19 protein-coding genes and 1 pseudogene are annotated in these 15,762 nt (G+C 71.8%); 12 read left to right on the top strand and 8 right to left on the bottom strand.

Annotation, left to right across the window (positions count from 1 at the left end):
• Positions 1-13: 13 nt before the first annotated feature.
• Positions 14-769 carry a DeoR/GlpR family DNA-binding transcription regulator gene (locus tag ACYVOM_RS35820; protein ID WP_460308035.1) on the bottom strand — a complete coding sequence of 252 codons (756 nt, stop codon included), beginning with the start codon at positions 767-769 and terminating at the stop codon, positions 14-16.
• A gap of 48 nt (positions 770-817) precedes the next feature.
• Here ACYVOM_RS35820 and ACYVOM_RS35815 point away from each other — a divergent pair, with 48 nt between their 5' ends.
• The gene (locus ACYVOM_RS35815) at positions 818-1,192 is read left to right on the top strand and encodes a hypothetical protein (protein ID WP_460308034.1); all 375 of its coding nucleotides are present in this window, start codon (positions 818-820) and stop codon (positions 1,190-1,192) included.
• On the top strand, positions 1,189-1,848 hold the full coding sequence (locus ACYVOM_RS35810; RefSeq protein ID WP_460308033.1) for an NUDIX domain-containing protein: 660 nt from the start codon (positions 1,189-1,191) through the stop codon (positions 1,846-1,848). Before ACYVOM_RS35815 ends, ACYVOM_RS35810 begins: the two co-directional genes overlap by 4 nt.
• Before the next feature lie 35 nt (positions 1,849-1,883).
• Here ACYVOM_RS35810 and ACYVOM_RS35805 read toward each other — a convergent pair whose 3' ends face one another.
• Both ACYVOM_RS35805 and ACYVOM_RS35800 read right to left on the bottom strand, forming a co-directional pair.
• On the bottom strand, positions 1,884-2,345 hold the full coding sequence (locus ACYVOM_RS35805) for a VOC family protein (RefSeq protein WP_460308032.1): 462 nt from the start codon (positions 2,343-2,345) through the stop codon (positions 1,884-1,886).
• A complete protein-coding gene (locus ACYVOM_RS35800) occupies positions 2,342-2,914 on the bottom strand; it encodes a DinB family protein (protein ID WP_460308031.1) in 573 nt (190 codons plus the stop codon). The genes ACYVOM_RS35805 and ACYVOM_RS35800 overlap by 4 nt, the downstream gene beginning before the upstream one ends.
• Before the next feature lie 60 nt (positions 2,915-2,974).
• On the opposite strand from ACYVOM_RS35800, the gene ACYVOM_RS35795 reads away from it, so the two are divergent.
• Positions 2,975-3,979: a helix-turn-helix transcriptional regulator gene (locus ACYVOM_RS35795; protein WP_460308030.1), complete on the top strand. Its 1,005-nt coding sequence runs from the start codon at positions 2,975-2,977 to the stop codon at positions 3,977-3,979.
• A 44-nt stretch (positions 3,980-4,023) separates the two neighbouring features.
• Here the strand turns inward: ACYVOM_RS35795 and ACYVOM_RS35790 are convergent, their stop codons facing one another.
• A complete protein-coding gene (locus ACYVOM_RS35790) occupies positions 4,024-5,229 on the bottom strand; it encodes a sensor histidine kinase (protein WP_460308029.1) in 1,206 nt (401 codons plus the stop codon).
• Positions 5,230-5,345: 116 nt separating this feature from the next.
• Positions 5,346-5,792 carry a MarR family winged helix-turn-helix transcriptional regulator gene (locus tag ACYVOM_RS35785; RefSeq protein ID WP_460308028.1) on the bottom strand — a complete coding sequence of 149 codons (447 nt, stop codon included), beginning with the start codon at positions 5,790-5,792 and terminating at the stop codon, positions 5,346-5,348.
• Between the two features lie 86 nt (positions 5,793-5,878).
• On the opposite strand from ACYVOM_RS35785, the gene ACYVOM_RS35780 reads away from it, so the two are divergent.
• From ACYVOM_RS35780 to ACYVOM_RS35760, 5 genes are read left to right on the top strand one after another with little or no spacing between them, the layout of a single operon-like run.
• A complete protein-coding gene (locus ACYVOM_RS35780; protein WP_460308027.1) occupies positions 5,879-6,439 on the top strand; it encodes a quercetin 2,3-dioxygenase in 561 nt (186 codons plus the stop codon).
• Positions 6,439-6,588: a DUF1427 family protein gene (locus ACYVOM_RS35775; RefSeq protein WP_460308026.1), complete on the top strand. Its 150-nt coding sequence runs from the start codon at positions 6,439-6,441 to the stop codon at positions 6,586-6,588. Before ACYVOM_RS35780 ends, ACYVOM_RS35775 begins: the two co-directional genes overlap by 1 nt.
• On the top strand, positions 6,585-6,779 hold the full coding sequence (locus ACYVOM_RS35770) for a DUF1427 family protein (RefSeq protein ID WP_460308025.1): 195 nt from the start codon (positions 6,585-6,587) through the stop codon (positions 6,777-6,779). The genes ACYVOM_RS35775 and ACYVOM_RS35770 overlap by 4 nt, the downstream gene beginning before the upstream one ends.
• A gap of 11 nt (positions 6,780-6,790) precedes the next feature.
• Positions 6,791-7,759, top strand: coding sequence for an amidohydrolase family protein (locus ACYVOM_RS35765; protein ID WP_460308024.1), 969 nt, complete (start codon positions 6,791-6,793; stop codon positions 7,757-7,759).
• Positions 7,756-8,658 (top strand): alpha/beta hydrolase fold domain-containing protein, encoded by a 903-nt coding sequence (locus tag ACYVOM_RS35760; RefSeq protein WP_460308023.1) that lies wholly within the window; start codon positions 7,756-7,758, stop codon positions 8,656-8,658. Before ACYVOM_RS35765 ends, ACYVOM_RS35760 begins: the two co-directional genes overlap by 4 nt.
• A 52-nt stretch (positions 8,659-8,710) precedes the next feature.
• Here ACYVOM_RS35760 and ACYVOM_RS35755 read toward each other — a convergent pair whose 3' ends face one another.
• Both ACYVOM_RS35755 and ACYVOM_RS35750 read right to left on the bottom strand, forming a co-directional pair.
• Entirely contained in the window at positions 8,711-9,190 is a 480-nt protein-coding gene (locus ACYVOM_RS35755) for a nitroreductase family deazaflavin-dependent oxidoreductase (RefSeq protein ID WP_460308022.1), read from the bottom strand.
• Between the two features lie 2 nt (positions 9,191-9,192).
• Positions 9,193-10,038 (bottom strand): SDR family NAD(P)-dependent oxidoreductase, encoded by an 846-nt coding sequence (locus ACYVOM_RS35750; protein ID WP_460308021.1) that lies wholly within the window; start codon positions 10,036-10,038, stop codon positions 9,193-9,195.
• A gap of 101 nt (positions 10,039-10,139) precedes the next feature.
• Between ACYVOM_RS35750 and ACYVOM_RS35745 the strand changes: the two genes are divergently transcribed.
• From ACYVOM_RS35745 to ACYVOM_RS35730, 4 genes and pseudogenes are all read left to right on the top strand, one after another.
• Complete coding sequence (locus tag ACYVOM_RS35745) at positions 10,140-10,898, top strand: SDR family NAD(P)-dependent oxidoreductase (protein WP_460308020.1); 759 nt, start codon at positions 10,140-10,142, stop codon at positions 10,896-10,898.
• Between the two features lie 71 nt (positions 10,899-10,969).
• A complete protein-coding gene (locus ACYVOM_RS35740) occupies positions 10,970-11,791 on the top strand; it encodes an SDR family oxidoreductase (RefSeq protein WP_460308019.1) in 822 nt (273 codons plus the stop codon).
• A gap of 118 nt (positions 11,792-11,909) precedes the next feature.
• Positions 11,910-13,172, top strand: coding sequence for a CE1 family esterase (locus ACYVOM_RS35735; RefSeq protein ID WP_460308018.1), 1,263 nt, complete (start codon positions 11,910-11,912; stop codon positions 13,170-13,172).
• A 47-nt stretch (positions 13,173-13,219) separates the two neighbouring features.
• Positions 13,220-14,035: pseudogene (locus tag ACYVOM_RS35730) on the top strand (IS5 family transposase).
• Between the two features lie 321 nt (positions 14,036-14,356).
• On the opposite strand, the gene ACYVOM_RS35725 reads toward ACYVOM_RS35730, so the two are convergent.
• Positions 14,357-15,343 carry an AraC-like ligand-binding domain-containing protein gene (locus ACYVOM_RS35725; RefSeq protein WP_460308200.1) on the bottom strand — a complete coding sequence of 329 codons (987 nt, stop codon included), beginning with the start codon at positions 15,341-15,343 and terminating at the stop codon, positions 14,357-14,359.
• Between the last annotated feature and the right edge of the window lie 419 nt (positions 15,344-15,762).

The following is a 15,762-nucleotide window of genomic DNA, read 5'->3' as shown; positions in this document are numbered from 1 at the left end:
GGGCGGCCCGGCGTCAGGGGGCCGTGAGGACCTCGACGCCCTGGGCCAGGAGGGCGTCGAGGACGGGGTGCCCGGTGGCGTCGGTGATGACCGCGGTCACTGCTTCGAGCGGCAGGACGCGGAAGCGGGAGGCGGTGCCGATCTTCTCGGAGGAGGCGAGGATGCAGGTGTCGGCGGCGCGGGCGGCGAGGGCGCGTTTCATGGCGGCCTCGTCGGCGTCACCGGTGGTGAGGCCGACCTCGGGGTGGACGCCGGTGACGCCGAGGAAGCACAGGTCGGCGGAGATCTGCTGGGCCGCCTCGACGGCGGCGGCGCCGCAGGCGACCGCGGAGTGCTTGAAGATCCTGCCGCCCAGAAGGAAGATCTCGGCCTTCGGGTGGGCGACGAGGGCGGCGGCGATGGTCGGGCTGTGCGTGATGACGGTGCAGGCCAACTCGGGCGGGAGGGCCTCGGCGACGGCCAGCGCGGTGGTGCCGCCGTCGAGGATGACCGCGCTGTCGGGGCGGATCAGCGCGGCGGCGGCAGCGGCGACCCTGCGCTTGCCGTCCGGGGTGACGGCCTGGCGGGCCGCGTAGTCCGCGACGGCCGGGGACACCGGCAGCGCGCCCCCGTACACGCGGTGGCAGAGGCCTTCGGCGGCGAGGTCGCGCAGATCGCGCCGCACGCTGTCCTCGGAGATGCCCAGTTCGGCGGCGACGTCCTTGGCAACGACCTTGCCCTGGCGGGCGAGCAGCCCCAGCAGGTGTTCGCGCCTCTCAGCGGCGAGCATACACACTCCTTCGTGTTTCTGCACGTTTCTGCGTGTAGTGTAGCGGACATGACCGACAAGCCCCTGCTCATCCTCATCGCCGGCCCCTACCGCTCCGGCACCGACGGCGACCCGGACGCCATGGCCGCCAACCTCGCCCGCCTCGAAGCCGCCGCATGGCCGGTCTTCGAGGCGGGCCACGTCCCGATGATCGGTGAATGGGTCGCCCTGCCCGTGCTGCACTCGGCGGGCGCCGGACCCACCGATCCGCTCGCCGACGCGGTCCTCTACCCGACCGCGCAGCGGCTCCTCGCCCACTGCGACGCGGTGCTCCGCCTCCCCGGCGCGTCCACCGGGGCCGACGAGGACGTCGCCACGGCCCGCCGCCGCGGCCTGCCCGTCTACCACGACGTGGCAGAGATCCCCCGCCGGGAGGCCGCGTGATCCCCGGCGTGGACACCCCCGACCACCGCGGCCGCACCGGACTCGACCAGGCCGGGCGCGATCTCGACCGCAACCCCGGCGTCGTCGTCCGCGACGTCGAGCTGACCTCGCGGGGCTGGCACGTGCTGCGCCGCACCACGTTCGACTACCGCCGCCGCGACGGCCGCTGGGTGACCGAGCAGCGCGAGACCTACGACCGCGGCAACGGGGCCGTCGTCCTGCCCTACGACACCGGGCGCGGCGTCGTCCTGCTCACCCGCCAGTTCCGCTTCCCGGCCTACGTCAACGACCATCCCGACGGGATGCTCGTCGAGGCCGCCGCCGGGCTCCTCGACGCCGACGACCCGCTCACCGCGGTCCGCCGCGAGGCCGCCGAGGAGCTCGGCGTCGCCCTGGGCCCGCTCACCCACGTCTACGACGCGTACATGAGCCCCGGTTCCGTCACCGAGCGCCTGCACTTCTACGCGGCCCCGTACACCCCCGCCGACCGCACCGCGGAAGGCGGCGGGCTGGAAGACGACGGCGAGGACATCGAGGTGCTCGAAGTCCCCTTCACCGAGGCCCTCGCCATGATCCGGGACGGCCGCGTCGCCGACGGAAAAACGATCATGCTGCTGCACTGGGCGGCCTTGGAAGGCCCCTTCGCCCGGCCCTAGCGGGCCGCCAGTGGCGGCCCGTCAGTGGCGGCCCGTCAATCGAGGCAGAACTCGTTGCCCTCCGGGTCGGCCATGATGAGGTGGCCGCCGCCCAGGGGCGGGGCGGGCTCCAGGCGGCGGACCCGGGTCGCGCCGAGGGCGACGAGACGGTCCGCTTCGGCCTCCAGGGCGGCCATGCGGTCGTCGCCGCTCAGTCCGGGGGCGGCGCGCACGTCAAGGTGGACGCGGTTCTTGGCGGTCTTGCCTTCGGGGACCTGCTGGAAGAACAGGCGCGGCCCCCGCCCTTCGGGGTCCTCGATGGCCGACCGGGTGTTGCGCGCCGCTTCGGGGACGCCGATGCGGGCGAGGAAGTCTTCCCAGGCGGCGAGCGGGTCGGCGCCCTCGGGCAGGTCGACGCCGGGCGGGCCGGGGTGGACGTAGCCGAGGACGTCGCGCCAGAAGAGGGACAGGGCCCGCGGGTCGTGGCAGTCGAAGGTGATCTGGACATGGCGGCTCATCGGCTCGCTCCGCTCTGGTGCCGGTACAGGTCGCGCAGGAGGCAGACCTCGGACATGTGGTGGATGAGTTCGCGGTGGATGTGCAGGACGAGGGCGGCGGTGGGCGCGTCGGGGAACGGCTCCGCGGGGCCGATCGGCGTGCGCAGCCCGCCCTCCCCGAGGGCCGCCACCCCGGCCAGCCACCGGTCGAGCTGGGTCTCCACCTGGGCGAGGGCGGTGGCGGCGTCTCCCGCGTAGTCCCAGCTCTCGTACGAGGCGGGTGGTCCGCCGAAGTGCGCGGCGTTGCGGACCGCGAGCACACCGACGATGACGTGCCCGAGCCGCCACGCGATCGTGGTGAAGGGCGCCGGCTCGGGGACGGGGTGGGCGAAGTCGACGAGGAAGTCGCCGCCCCCGTGCGCGTTCGGCCCGGCGGATTCACGGGGCCGGACGGTCCAGGGGTCGGCGACCGGCGACCAGAAGTACTCGTCGTCGGTGAGTCCCTGAAGCCTGGCGCGCACCTGGTACTGCCAATGTTGCTCCCATTGCTCCCGCAACGTCCGGTTCCACGGGAAAGCGTCTGCGTTCATGGGCTTCACGCTGCCACGGTAGGCGGACAGGATCGGTCCGCATTCTGGCAGGGTGTCGTCATGGACGCGGCAAAAGGCGCAGAACTCGGCACGACGGAACGGGTGCTGCGGCTGCTCGGGCTGCTGCAGCAGCGCCAGGTGTGGACGGGCCCCGAACTCGCCGGGAAACTGCGGGTCACCCCGCGCACGGTGCGGCGCGACGTGGAACGCCTGCGCGCGCTCGGCTACCCGGTGCGCGCCGGGCTGGGCGCGGGCGGCGGGTACCGGCTCGGGCCGGGACGTGACCTCCCGCCGCTCCTCCTCGACGACGAGGAGGCGATCGCGACGGCCGTCGCGCTGCTCACGGCAGGGACCGGGGCGGTCGCCGGCACCGGCGAGGCCGCGCTGCGCGCGCTGGCGAAACTCGACCGCGTCCTGCCACACCGGCTGCGGGGCGAGGTGCGCGGCCTCTCCGGCTCGGTGGAGTCCTTCGGCGGAGGCCGCGAACCCGTCGACCCTTCCGTGCTGACGACGCTGGCCGGCGCCTGCCGCGACGAGGTCGAGGCGGGCTTCGCCTACCCGTCGGGCGAGGGCGTGCGGACGCGGCGGGTCGAGCCGTACCGGCTGGTCGCCTCCGACCGGCGCTGGTACCTGCTGGCCTACGACCTCGACCGCGACGGCTGGCGCACCTTCCGCGTCGACCGGATGACCGAGGTCACCGCCCGCACCTGGCGGTTCCGCCCCCGTCCCGCGCCCGACGCGGCCCGGTACGTCCAGGAATCGGTGGCGAGCCGGGCCTACCCCCACCAGGCCCGCTTCCTGGTCCACGCCCCCGCCGCGACCGTCCGCGCCCAGATCCCCGCCGGGGCGGCCGTCGTGCACGACACGGGCGACGGCCACTGCGAGGTCCTGGCCGGCGCGGCCGACCTCGACTTCGTCATCCTGCACATGGTCAGGCTTGGCCACCCCTTCCGCCCCCTGCACCCCCCGGCCCTCGCCGACCGCTGCCGCGCCCTCGCCGCCCGCCTCCTCACCGCCGCGAACGCCGACGACCAGCACCCGCCGCAGTCGGCACGGGAGATCTGACCGCACCGGCGCCCTCCGGCCCGCGTCCGCCCATCCGGCGGAGGTCAGGTGCGGTGGAGGGGGAGGCGGAGGATCATTCGGGCGCCGGGTAGGCCGTCGGGGCGGTCGGCTGCCTCGAGGGTGCCACCGTGGGAGCGGGCTATCTCGCGGGCGATGGGGAGGCCGAGGCCGGTGCCGCCCGGGTCGGTGCGGCGGGCGTCGGGGCGGCGGTAGAAGCGGCGGAAGACGGCTTCCTTGTCGGCGTCGGGGATGCCGGGGCCGTCGTCCATGACTTCGAGGACTGCCTGGTCGTCCTGGACGCAGACGGTGACTTCGAGGCGGGAGCGGGCGTGGCGTTCTGCGTTGGCGAGCAGGTTGGCGACGAGGCGGGCCAGCCGGATCCGCGAGGCGGCGACGATCGCGCCGACGCCGAGATGGGTGGTGACGGACTTGTGCGGCGCGAGGTGGACGAGTTCGCCGCCGACCAGCAGCGGAAGGTTGACGGGTTCGGTGTCGGCGGGCGGGCCGGCTTCGAGACGGGCGAGTTCGAGCATGTCGCTGACGATGTCGCCGAGCCGTTCGGCATCCTGGAGGGTGGCCAGGAGGGTCTCGCGGGGGTCGGCGTCGGGGTCGTCGAGGGCGACCTGGAGGCGGGTGAGCAGGCCGGTGAGCGGTCCGCGCAGGTCGTGGGAGGCGTCGGCGACCGCTTCGCGCTGTTCCTTGACCGCCTGCCGCAGCGCGTCCGAGACGCGGCGTTCGCGGAGCTGGGCGCGCCGCAGCCGCTGGTTGACCTCGTGCAGCTGGCCGGTCTGGGCGAGCAGGTGGGCTTCCAGTGCCTCCACCCTGTTCACCGGTATCTCGGACGAGGCGAGATCGGGCCGGATGAACGACGTGACCTCCTGGGGCTGGTTGAGGATCCCGACGATCTCGCCGTCGCCGTCCAGGATCGGGGTGTTCGTGATGTTCCAGTAGCGTTCCCGCATCACGCCGGAGCTCTCCGACTCCTCCACGTCGTGGCGGTGCACGGCCATGATGTCGGTCTCGCGGTCGGCCAGTACCCGGTCCATCGAGTTGCGCAGCGCCAGATACTCTCCCCCGTCCTCGTTGCCGGGGAACATCTCGGCCACCGACCGCCCCAGCAGATCGTCTCTGGACCTGCCCACCGCCTGCTCGTAGGCCCGGTTCACCCGCAGGTACACCAGATCGGTGGACAGGTACGCCAGCGGAACCGCCACCGCGTCGAACAGAACCCCGACCTCGGACTCCGCCATGACGCCTCCCCCGGACCGCGCACCCATGTCAATCAAACCGTCCTTCGCTCCACGAGACACCCATCCTCCGGCGAAGCCCGCCTAGATCTCCTTCCGTGCGCTTCCGGCCGCGGATCTCAGCTCCCGGGCTGGGTGAAAGGCGGGGTGGGCGGTGGGCCCCAGTCGGCGCGCAGCACCTCGGTGAGGGACGAGACCGCGGCGGCGCCGATGCGGGAGGCGAGGATCCGCTCCAGCCGGGCGATGTGGGAGCGCGCGACGGCGTCGACGCGGAGGCCCTCCTCGGTCATCCGGATGAGGCGGCGGCGGGCGGAGCCGGGGTCGGGCGCCTGGCTGAGCAGCCCCATCGCGATAAGGGCGTGCACGGCCTGGTGGGCGCTCTGCCTGGCGACGCCCATGCGCCGGGCCAGTTCGGCGATGCTCGTGCCGTCGGGATCGAGCGCGCTGAAGACCAGCTGCTGCGCCCAGCTGATCGGCTGCTCGCCATCGGCCTCCATGGCGGCGCCCAGGGCCGTCTCGAACCACTGCCGGGCGGTGCCGAGCAGCTGGGGAATGTTCCGCGTCATCGCCCGCTCCTCCTGAAGATCTCCGGGCCGAGCCTAGCCCGGCAAGGTTATGTCAGGTAGCCTGACATAATGAGAGGAGACGCCCCATGACCATCGAGTACGCCACCCGGTACCGCAGCCGTTCGCTGATCCCGCCCGAGCCGGGCAAGCCCTACTTCATCGAGAAGGGCCTCGGCGACCGCGCCCACCTGTTCACCGACCTGTTCACGATCTACGCGGGAGGCGAGCAGACCGAGAACACCTTCAACTTCTTCACCTGCGAGGGGCCGAAGGGCGACATCATCCCCGCGCACTCCCACCCCGACACCTATGAGGTCTTCTACATCGGCCAAGGCGCCGTCCGTCTCTTCGTCGAGGACACCGAGGGCGAGCAGTACGAGAGGCTGCTGAGCGCCGGCGACTTCGGCTTCGTTCCCAAGAACTGCCCGCACGCCTACCGGATCGAGCGGCACCACAGCCTCATCGTCGGCGTCGCGGCGGGACCCGGCGGGACGTTCGAGCGGTTCTTCGAGAACCTCGGCGCGCCCACCGATGCGCTCGGCCTCCCGCCCGCGCCCGTCGTGCCCGCGCCCGCCAGGTTCGGGACGGTGCCGCAGGCATACGATGTCCGGTTCCTCCCCGCCCAGGAATGGCGGACCCGATCCTGATGGCCCACCTGCAGGCGCTCGCCGCGGGGCTGCTCGTCGGCCTGCTGTACGCGGCCGTGCGAGTGGAGTCCCCCGCGCCTCCGCCGGTCGCGCTGTTCGGCCTGCTCGGCATGCTCGCGGGCCAGGCCGCCCTGACGGCGGCGCTGTGAGCGGGTTCGCCCGGCGGGCCGGGCTCGCCTTCGCCGTCGGCCTGGCCATGGGCGGGGTCTACTGGGCGATCGGTGTCACCTCGCCCGCGCCACCGCTGATCGGCCTCACCGGCCTGGCCGGCATCGTCGCCGGCGAACGGGCCGGCGCCGCCCTGCGCGGAAGGCCGCGCACCCCTGGAGATCGAAAGTGAGGAAGGTTCCCGTGGAACACGGATTCGTCGACGTGCACGCGCACTTCGTCACCGACGCCTACGTCGCGCGGGCCAGAGCCGCGGGCCACGAACGGCCCGACGGCGTCCCCGCCTGGCCCGCCTGGTCCGCGGCCGCCCACCTGGAGCTGATGGACGCGGCGGGCATCGCGACCTCCGTTCTGTCGATGTCCTCGCCCGGCGTGCACTTCGGCGACGACGCCGCCGCGCGAGCGCTGGCCCGCGAGGTCAACGAGCAGGGCGCGGAGCTCGTCCGCGAGCATCCCGGAAGGTTCGGCGTGTTCGCCTCGCTTCCGCTGCCCGACGTGGACGGCGCGCTCGCCGAGATCACCCACGCCTTCGACGTGCTGGGCGCCGACGGCGTCGTGCTGGAGACCAACGCGCACGGCGTCTACCTCGGCGACGCGCGGCTGGAGCCCGTGTGGGCCGAACTCGGCAGGCGCGAGGCCGTGGTGTTCCTGCACCCGACGTCGCCGGTGTGCTGGGAGCACTCGGCGCTCGGACGGCCCCGGCCCATGATCGAGTTCGTCTTCGACACCGCGCGCACCGTCACCGACCTGCTGTTCGCCGGGACGCTGCGGCGGCACCCGGGCCTCAAGGTGATCGTGCCGCACTGCGGCGGGGCGCTGCCCGTCCTGGCCGACCGGATCGACGGCTTCATGCGGCTGTTCATGCCGGCCGGGGCAGAGGCCCCCGACGCCCTCGCGGAGCTGCGCGGCCTCTACTACGACACGGCGGGCCCGGCCTTCCCGCGGCAGATCCCGGCGCTGCTGGCCCTGGCGGAGCCGGACCGGATCCTGTTCGGCACCGACCACTGCTGGACGCCCGCGCCCGCCGCCCTGGCCGCCGCCAGAGCGTTCGACGCGGCCGAGCCGCCCGTTCCCGGCGCGACCTGGAGGTCGCTGACGACGTCCAACGCGCGCGCCCTCCTGCCCCGTCTCACCGGAGGGACCTCCGCATGACCTTCCCGTTCGAGCTCCTCGCACCGCCCGACCCGGCCGTCCTCCCGCTCCCGCCCGCCGCCTCTCCGGAGCAGGGCGTCCGCTTCGTCGGCGGGGCCGTCTACGACGTGCCGGAAGGCGGCCGTCCGCTGGAACTCGACCTCTGGCTGCCCGCGGAGCCCACATCCGCGGTGCCGGTCATCGTGTTCGTCCACGGGGGCGCGTGGCGCGGCGGCCTGCGCGCCGATCCGGGCCCGCGCTTCCGGTCCTGGCGGCCGGGCCCGTTCGCGCGGCTCGTCCGGGCGGGCTTCGCCGTCGCGTGCCCGGACTACCGGCTCAGCGGTGAGGCGGTCCACCCGGCCCAGCGCGACGACCTGGGCCGGGTGCTGGACTGGCTGCACACCCGCTCCGCCGAACTCGGCCTCGACACCTCGCGGATCGTCCTGTGGGGCGAGTCCGCGGGCGGGCATCTCGCCGCGCTCACCGCGCTGACCCGGCCCTGGACCTCCGGCGCGGAACTCTCCGGCTGCATCGCCTGGTACGCCCCGTCCGACCTCACGGCGCTGGCCGAGGACTCCGGCGGCGGCTTCGACCCCGCCTCGCCCGGCACCTTCGAGGCGCTGTTCCTCGGCGCTCCTCCGGCCTCCGCACCCGATCGCGCAGCCGACGCGAGCCCCGCCTTGCAGGTATCCTCCGGCGCCCCCGCCTTTCTCCTCCTGCACGGCACCGCCGATTCCCTCGTCCCTTACCCGCAGTCCGAGCGGCTGACGGCGGCGCTGACCGCCGCGGGCGTCCCCGTCGAGTTCCACCCCGTCCCCGGCGCCGACCATCTCTGGACCGGCGTGCCCGACACGACGGTGACCGCCTGCTTCGAACACTCCCTCGCCTTCGCGCAGGCCGTCTGCGCGCCGCCCCGCTGACCACCGCCGCCGGACGCCGTTCGCCGGTGGCGCGGTGGGCGGGGACGGCCCGTCAGGCCGGGGTGCAGATGACGACGGGGATTTCGCGGTTCGCGCGGGCGGCGTAAGTGTCGAAGTCGGCGTACTGGGCGACGAGTTTCGGCCAGAGGGCGGCGCGTTCGACGGGGGTGGCGACGCGGGCGGTCATCCGGCGGACGTCCTTGCGGACCTGGATCGTCACCTCGGGGTTCGCGAGGATGTTGAGGTACCAGATGGGGTTCTTGGGGAGGCCGCCTTGGGAGGCGACGATGATGACGTTCTCGCCGTCGGGGAGGTAGAGGAGCGGGATCGTGTGCGGGTTGCCGGTCTTGCGGCCTTTGACCGTCACGAGGCAGACGGGGACGGGTTTGCGGAAGGCGCTGCCCACCCGCCAGGTGCCGCCGACCCGGCCGCCGGTGAGCCGGTAGAGGCGGATGTTGACGCGGGACATGATCTTGATGATCTGGACCGCGCGGGGCAAGTCGATGCCTTTGGGCTTCGCGGTTTCCGTCATGTCTATCCTCGCCATTCGAAGTCGGGCATGTTGGGCAGGCGGCCGTCCGCCAGGGCCGCGGCCTGGTCGGGGAGGCCTTCGGCGTACGCGGGGTGCGTGAGCACCAGGAAGCGGCGGTCGCGGACCGCCGAGACGACCTGGTCCGCGACCGATTCGGGGGAGATGCCGTTCTCGACGGTCTGCTCGATCATCGTCTGCATGAAGGCCGCGTCGTCGCCCGGGACGTAGGCCAGCGAGGCGGGGCGGACGCGTTCGGACTCGTGGATGCGGGTCGTCACGCCGCCGGGGCACAGGGCGGAGACGCCGATGGGCGCGCCGGACAGGGCGAGCTCCTGCGCGAGGCTGAGGGTGGCGGCGAAGGCCGCCCACTTGGAGACGGTGTATGGGGCCGCACCGGGGCCGACGAACAGGCCCGCGACCGAGCACGTGTTGACGATGTGGCCCTCGTCGCCCGCGTCGAGCATCCGGGGGACGAAGGCGTGCAGCCCGTGCAGGACGCCCCAGAGGTTGACGCGCAGGGTCCAGGCGAAGTCGGCGGCCGGACGGGTCCACGTCTGCCCGCCCATGTAGACGCCGGCGTTGTTGCACAGGAGGTGGACCGCGCCGAGTTCGGCGTAGACGAACTCGGCGAACGCCTCGACCTCCGGCTGCTCGCCCACGTCGGCCACGTACGTGACGGTGCGGACGCCTTTGGCCGCGACGGCTTCGGCCGTGGAGGCGAGCGCCGCGCCGTCGATGTCGGTGACGGCGACGTCCATGCCCTCGTCGGCGAGACGCAGGGCGAGGGCGCGGCCGATCCCGCTGCCCGCTCCGGTGACGACCGCGATCCTGTCGCGCAGTTCCCGCACGGCGAGCCTCCAGGCGCTCTCATCCGGCCCCTGTCCGGGGACCGTACGGAACGCTAATGTGAAGCGGTCAAGGCATCAAGTATCAATTATAAGGAATATAAATGCCGACACCCTCGCCCGGTCCGGACACCGGGGTGATCGTCACGGGAGCCGCCTCCGGGATCGGCGCGGCGTGCGCGAGGGCGCTCGCCCGCGTGGGCCGCCCCGTGGCCCTGTGGGACCTCTCCGACGCCTCCGACGTCGCCTCCGAGATCTCCGTCGAGTTCCAGGTGCCCGTCCTGGCCGTCACCGTCGACGTCACGCGAAGGGCCGAGCTGCCCGAGGCCGTCCGCAGGAGCCGGGCCGCCTTGGGGTCCCTCGGGGGGCTCGTGCACGCGGCGGGGATCTCGGGCCCGGCCGCTGTAGGCGACCTCGACGAGGAGACCTGGGACGCCGTCCAGCACGTCAACCTTCGGGCGCACGCCTTCCTCGTGCAGGAGCTGCTCGCCGACCTCAAGGCCCACCCCGGCTCGGCGGTGGTCGGGATCGCCTCCATCGAGGCGTTCGTCGGGCAGTTGTTCATCCCGTCCTACTGCGCCTCCAAAGCCGGACTCCTCGGGCTCACCCGGGCGCTCGCCCACCAGCTCGCCGGCGACGGCGTCAGGGTGAACGCCGTATGCCCCGGCTACATCGACACGCCTCTGCTGGCGATAGCGGGCGAGGGCATGCGCGCGGAGTTCGCCGCCAAGTCCCCGCTCGGCCGGATGGGCCTGCCGGAGGAGGTCGCGAGCGCGGTGCGCTTCCTCATGAGCGACGAGGCCTCGTTCATCACCGGCGCGCACCTGACCGTCGACGGCGGCACGACCGCGGTAGACCGCTGACCCGCGCGCCCGGCCGGGCGGCGCGTCCCCAGAAGTCCGGCACACCCCGCCGGAAGGAAGAAGGAGCGGAAATGGGATCCCTCGAAGGCGCGTCCGTCCTCGTGACGGGCGGCGGCAGCGGCATCGGGCTCGGCTGCGCGGCGAGGTTCTCCGCCGACGGCGCCCTCGTGACCATCTGCGGACGGAGCGAGGAACGGCTGAAGGCCGCCGTCGACAAGCTCGGCCGGAACGCGGCGTACGTGGTCGCCGACATCACCGACGAGGCGCAGATCACCGCGGCCATCGCGGCCGCCGCCGCGCGCGGCCCGCTGAAGGCGATCGTCGCCAACGCGGGCGGCTCGACCTCGATCGGCCCGATCGGCACGCTCGACGCCGACGCCTGGCGCGCGACGCTGGAGCTGAACGCGACGGGCACCATGTTCACCATCAAGCACGGGTCGAAGGCGCTCATCGAGGCGGGCGGCGGCGCGATCGTCGCGGTCTCCTCGATCGCGTCGTCCAACACGCACAGGTGGTTCGGCGCCTACGGCGTCTCCAAGGCCGCCGTGGACCATCTCGTGCAGCTCGCCGCCGACGAACTCGGCGCCTTCGGCGTGCGCGTCAACGGCGTCCGCCCCGGTGTCGTCGCCACCGAGCTGGTCGCGGGCATCGCCGACCAGGGCCCCGTCCTCCAGGACTACCTGGAGTGCATGCCGATCGCCCGGATCGGGCAGCCGGAGGACATCGCCGAGGCCGTCCGCTTCCTCGCCGGACCGGAGTCGGCGTGGGTGACGGGCCAGATCCTCAACGTCGACGGCGGCCACCACCTGCGCCGAGGCCCCGACTACTCCTCGGTCTTCAAGGATCTCTTCGGCGCCGAGGCCCTCTTCGGCCCGGGCGCGGCGGCCGGCTGACGCGGGGCGATTGGGCCTGGCCGATCCGCCGATCCTGACTTATATAAAGTATCCGATCGATTTTCCGACCCGGCCGCCGCCAGCTCCCCGGCGTGGCTCCCAGCGAAGGAGAAGCACTGTGAGAGCGCTGCTCGCACGGTCGTGCATGGCGTTCGGGCTGGCTGCCGCGGCGTTCTCGCCCGCCGTCCCGGCCACGGCCGGGGCCGTTCCCCCCGCGGCCGACCGATTCTCGGTCCGGATCGATGGGTCCGGGTACGCCGCGGGCGGCGCCCTGACCTCGGGCGGGTTCGCCGTCACCGACCGGGTGGCCGACTTCGCGACGGTCCGGATCACCGGGCAGGGGGCGTTCCCCGGGCCGTCGGGCGGGGACGCCACCGCTCGCCTCGACGTGCGGCGCGGGCTCTCCGGGCTCGCCGGGTCGTTCACCCTGGCCGATCCGGGTTCCGGCGTGCTCGTCAAGGCCGACGTCCGCGGCGTCGCCGTCCCCGAGGACGGGACGGTGGCGTGGGAGGGCCCCGCGTCGGTGACGGACGGCGCGGGCACGTCCCGCCGCGCGGTCTCCTTCACCCTGGTCGACGCGCTGCCCGACCCCGGGGACCACGCGATCCGGATCACCCACGCGGGGGTCGAGCGCCGGGCGATCCTCAGGCTGCCCGACGACTACGACGGCTCGCCCCGGCCGGTCCTCTTCCATTTCCCCGGCCTCATCGAGGCGCCGTGGATGGCCGAGTTCTTCGGCAGGATGGCCGACCACGCCAGGACCCGCGGCTACATCATGATCACCCCCGAGCACTACGGGCGCGGCTGGCAGGGCGTCCCCGGCGGCACCGCCGAACCCGACCTGGACGATCCGGGCTTCGTCGGCCGCCTTCAGGACATCCTCGTCGAGCGCTTCAACGCGGACCCGGCCCGCCTGTACGCCTCCGGCATGAGCAACGGCGGGTTCTTCACCAGCGCGCTGGCCTGCGAGAACACCCGGTTCGCGGCGTTCGCCCCGGTGTCCGGGCAGCTCAGCGACCTCGCGGGCTGCGCGCCGGGCCGCCCCGTCCCGATCGTCCTCCTGCACGGCGACGACGACACGATCGTCCCGTACACGACGGTGCCGCCGGCCGCCGCGTTCTGGGCGGCCCGCAACGGCTGCTCCACGCAGACCAAGGAGACCGCGCTCCCCGACCTCGACCCGGCCGACCGCACCACCGTCGACCGCATCACCTACCTGGGCTGCCCGGCCGCCGCGCCCGTCGTCCTCTACCGGATCCGCGGCGGCGGGCACAACTGGCCCGGCGGCCTGCCCTTCCTCGGCCCGTTCCTCGGCGGCACCACCCACGACATCACCGCGAACGACGTCATCTGGGACTTCGTCTCCCCATTCCGCCTTTAGAGCGTGTCTTAGATGGATATCGGGTGGGATGATCGGGAACTGTGTTGATGTCGGTTCTCGGGCTGCGGTTGGTGTCGGATGATCTGTGGGAGTTGGTCGAGCCGTTGCTACCGCAGTATGCGGTGCGGCCTCAGGGCGGCGGGAAGCAGCCGTCGGACGACCGGGCGGTGTTCACCGCGCTCGTCTACGTCCTGACCAGCGGTTGTGCGTGGCGGCATCTGCCCACGGAGTTCGGGGTGTCGCCGGCGACGGTGCATCGCAGGTTCGTGTTCTGGACCGAGAAGGGCTTGTGGCCTCGGTTCCACCAGGCCGTCTTGGACGAGCTCGGCGGGCGCGGTGAGGTCGACTGGTCGAGTGCGATCGGGGATGCGGCCGCGGTCCGGGCGAAAAGGGGGGTTCGCTGACCGGGCCGAATCCGGTCGATCAGGCAAAGAAGGGCAGCAAACTCGCGCGTTCTGACCGACGCGTCCGGCCTGCCCCTGGCAGTCGAGGTCTCGGGCGCGAACGTTCACGACATCCGCATGTTCAAGCCGCTCGTCGAAGCGATTCCGCGCATCCGCTCCGGGCGAGAACCCCGCCGAAGGCGCCCCGTCAAGATCCGGGCCGACAAGGCATACGAGTCCGCTGAGCTGCGGCGCTGGATCCGAGACCGGGGCATCGTCGCGCGCACCGCGCGCAAGGGCATCGACCCCGGCCACCGGCTCGGCACACATCGCTGGAAGATCGAACGCACCATCTCCTGGCTGCTCGGCTACCGCCGCCTGGGCATCCGCTACGAACGCCACGGCCACCTCTTCCACGCCTTGCTCGCCCTCGCAGCAGCCCTCACCTGTTACCGCAGACTCACAAAGATCATCATCTAAGACATCATCTCAGTCCGCGGGTCTGGTCGCGGGCGCACCGAGGGAGAGACGCACGGCGTAAGGGTCTGTCGTGTCGTAGTGCAGCTCTGCGGGTAGCGGTGCTGGCAACCCGTTCCGGACGCCGACGTGCACACGCACCGAGCTCGTGACCGACTGCGGAGACTGGCTCATTTCGTTCCTCAATAAGGATGCAGGAGAGAATTTCTTTGCATGACCCTAAGGCGCTGGGGGAGCATCAACCTCCCCCAAAATGCACAGGGCATGCGGCAAGAGAAACCAACGCCGGGTCCGGATGGTGATGCTCAGATTGGGTGGCAGCATCTACAATGCCCAGCTGTGCCTCTCGCGCCATTCACGAGGCGTCATTCCGTAGGCGATCCGGAACGCACGGCTGAAATGGGTGGCGCTGACAAAACCCCACCGGTGTGCCACTGCGGCGATGGTGGAATTGTTCCTACGGCGCCTCAGGTCTCGTCGGCATTCCTCCAGGCGTCGCTGCTGGATCCAGCGACCGACAGTGACATCTTCGCTCTCGAATATTTTATGCAGGTAGCGCAGGGATATGTGGTGGGCCTGTGCGATTACCTGAGGCGTCAGGTCGGGATCCGCGAGATGGTGGTCGATGAATGTCTGGATTCGCAGCAGCAGAATCCGGTTCCCGGCGGATGCGTCCGTGGTTGACCGGCGGAGCGCCTCGTCGGCGAAGACGCTGAGTAGATCCACGACGTTCCGAACCAGTAGTTCGCTGGCGTGTGGCGGAAAGGTTCCCGCGCCATCCACAAGCCCGGCCAGCAAGGGGCAGAGCAGCCTGCCCACGGGGGTGCCGGTCGAGAGCGGGAAAGCCGTCACCTCAGCGACGTCAGATTCCTTCAACCCAAGGATTCCTCGCGGCATGACGATGGATTTGGTTCGGAAAGCCTGAGGGAGATCCAGTCGAACGGGGCGCGCCATGTCGTAAACGAAAACGCCTCCTGGTTCAAGAAATGCTTCGCGGCCGTCCTGTTCGATTCGGCCAACTCCTCTGTCCAGCAACTTCACCACCACGAAGTCTTCTTCGTTGCCTTGTGCGACAAGCCGGTGCGTCCGCAGGGCAGACAGGCAGTCGCCGTCCACCGTGACTGCCTGTACTCGGCCGAGCTGTGCTGTGCGGATCGTGCCGGAATACACCTCGTCGGAGACGGTCATGTGCACAGCGCCGAAGGTCCGGGACAGGGCTTCGCGCCAGTAGGCTCGTCTGCGGGCGACCGGCAATGACTCGGTGGTATGGAAGCTACCTGACGCGCTCATTTCCAGAACATCCGCCGACATGATCTCCACCCTTCTGCCTACGTGCTACTGAAAACACCGTGTCAGTGTGTGGGTGCCAGTGCATCGCGTGAATTCGCGAGATCGGCGTCGGTACGGCGACGGGGCCTCACGTCAATTCGTGGTTCCGCTGGTAACGCCGGTGCGACCGTGACGCTGAGCTTCGGCTCGCAGAGATCAGGCCTCTTCCTCTTCGGCGAACAACTCCAGCGCTTCCTGGCCGCGGACTCGTTCACGCTCCGCGGCCAGGAAGCGGGCCACCGCCTTGCGGCTATCTCAGGGCAGCCGGCCCGGCGTCTCGCGCCCGTGCGCCAACCCCGGTCCACCAGGCCGAACCGCAGGCTCTGATGCGTGGTGCGTCGTGCACTGTGGGCTTATGTGCGGTGCACTGACAGGCATGGCCCACCACTCCGCCGGTTCTA

The organism is Actinocorallia aurea, assembly GCF_054783995.1.
This window is presented reverse-complemented; position numbering and strand designations above follow the sequence as displayed.

Bases quoted from the DNA above. Each gene is read 5' to 3' on its own strand.
- ACYVOM_RS35795 (WP_460308030.1), top strand. From the start codon at position 2,975: ATGGACGCGGCAAAAGGCGCAGAACTCGGCACGACGGAACGGGTGCTG.
- ACYVOM_RS35745 (WP_460308020.1), top strand. From the start codon at position 10,140: ATGCCGACACCCTCGCCCGGTCCGGACACCGGGGTGATCGTCACGGGA.
- ACYVOM_RS35775 (WP_460308026.1), top strand. From the start codon at position 6,439: ATGGCCCACCTGCAGGCGCTCGCCGCGGGGCTGCTCGTCGGCCTGCTG.
- ACYVOM_RS35780 (WP_460308027.1), top strand. From the start codon at position 5,879: ATGACCATCGAGTACGCCACCCGGTACCGCAGCCGTTCGCTGATCCCG.
- ACYVOM_RS35800 (WP_460308031.1), bottom strand. From the start codon at position 2,914: ATGAACGCAGACGCTTTCCCGTGGAACCGGACGTTGCGGGAGCAATGG.
- ACYVOM_RS35785 (WP_460308028.1), bottom strand. From the start codon at position 5,792: ATGACGCGGAACATTCCCCAGCTGCTCGGCACCGCCCGGCAGTGGTTC.
- ACYVOM_RS35755 (WP_460308022.1), bottom strand. From the start codon at position 9,190: ATGACGGAAACCGCGAAGCCCAAAGGCATCGACTTGCCCCGCGCGGTC.
- ACYVOM_RS35805 (WP_460308032.1), bottom strand. From the start codon at position 2,345: ATGAGCCGCCATGTCCAGATCACCTTCGACTGCCACGACCCGCGGGCC.
- ACYVOM_RS35740 (WP_460308019.1), top strand. From the start codon at position 10,970: ATGGGATCCCTCGAAGGCGCGTCCGTCCTCGTGACGGGCGGCGGCAGC.
- ACYVOM_RS35725 (WP_460308200.1), bottom strand. From the start codon at position 15,343: ATGTCGGCGGATGTTCTGGAAATGAGCGCGTCAGGTAGCTTCCATACC.
- ACYVOM_RS35760 (WP_460308023.1), top strand. From the start codon at position 7,756: ATGACCTTCCCGTTCGAGCTCCTCGCACCGCCCGACCCGGCCGTCCTC.
- ACYVOM_RS35790 (WP_460308029.1), bottom strand. From the start codon at position 5,229: ATGGCGGAGTCCGAGGTCGGGGTTCTGTTCGACGCGGTGGCGGTTCCG.
- ACYVOM_RS35820 (WP_460308035.1), bottom strand. From the start codon at position 769: ATGCTCGCCGCTGAGAGGCGCGAACACCTGCTGGGGCTGCTCGCCCGC.
- ACYVOM_RS35815 (WP_460308034.1), top strand. From the start codon at position 818: ATGACCGACAAGCCCCTGCTCATCCTCATCGCCGGCCCCTACCGCTCC.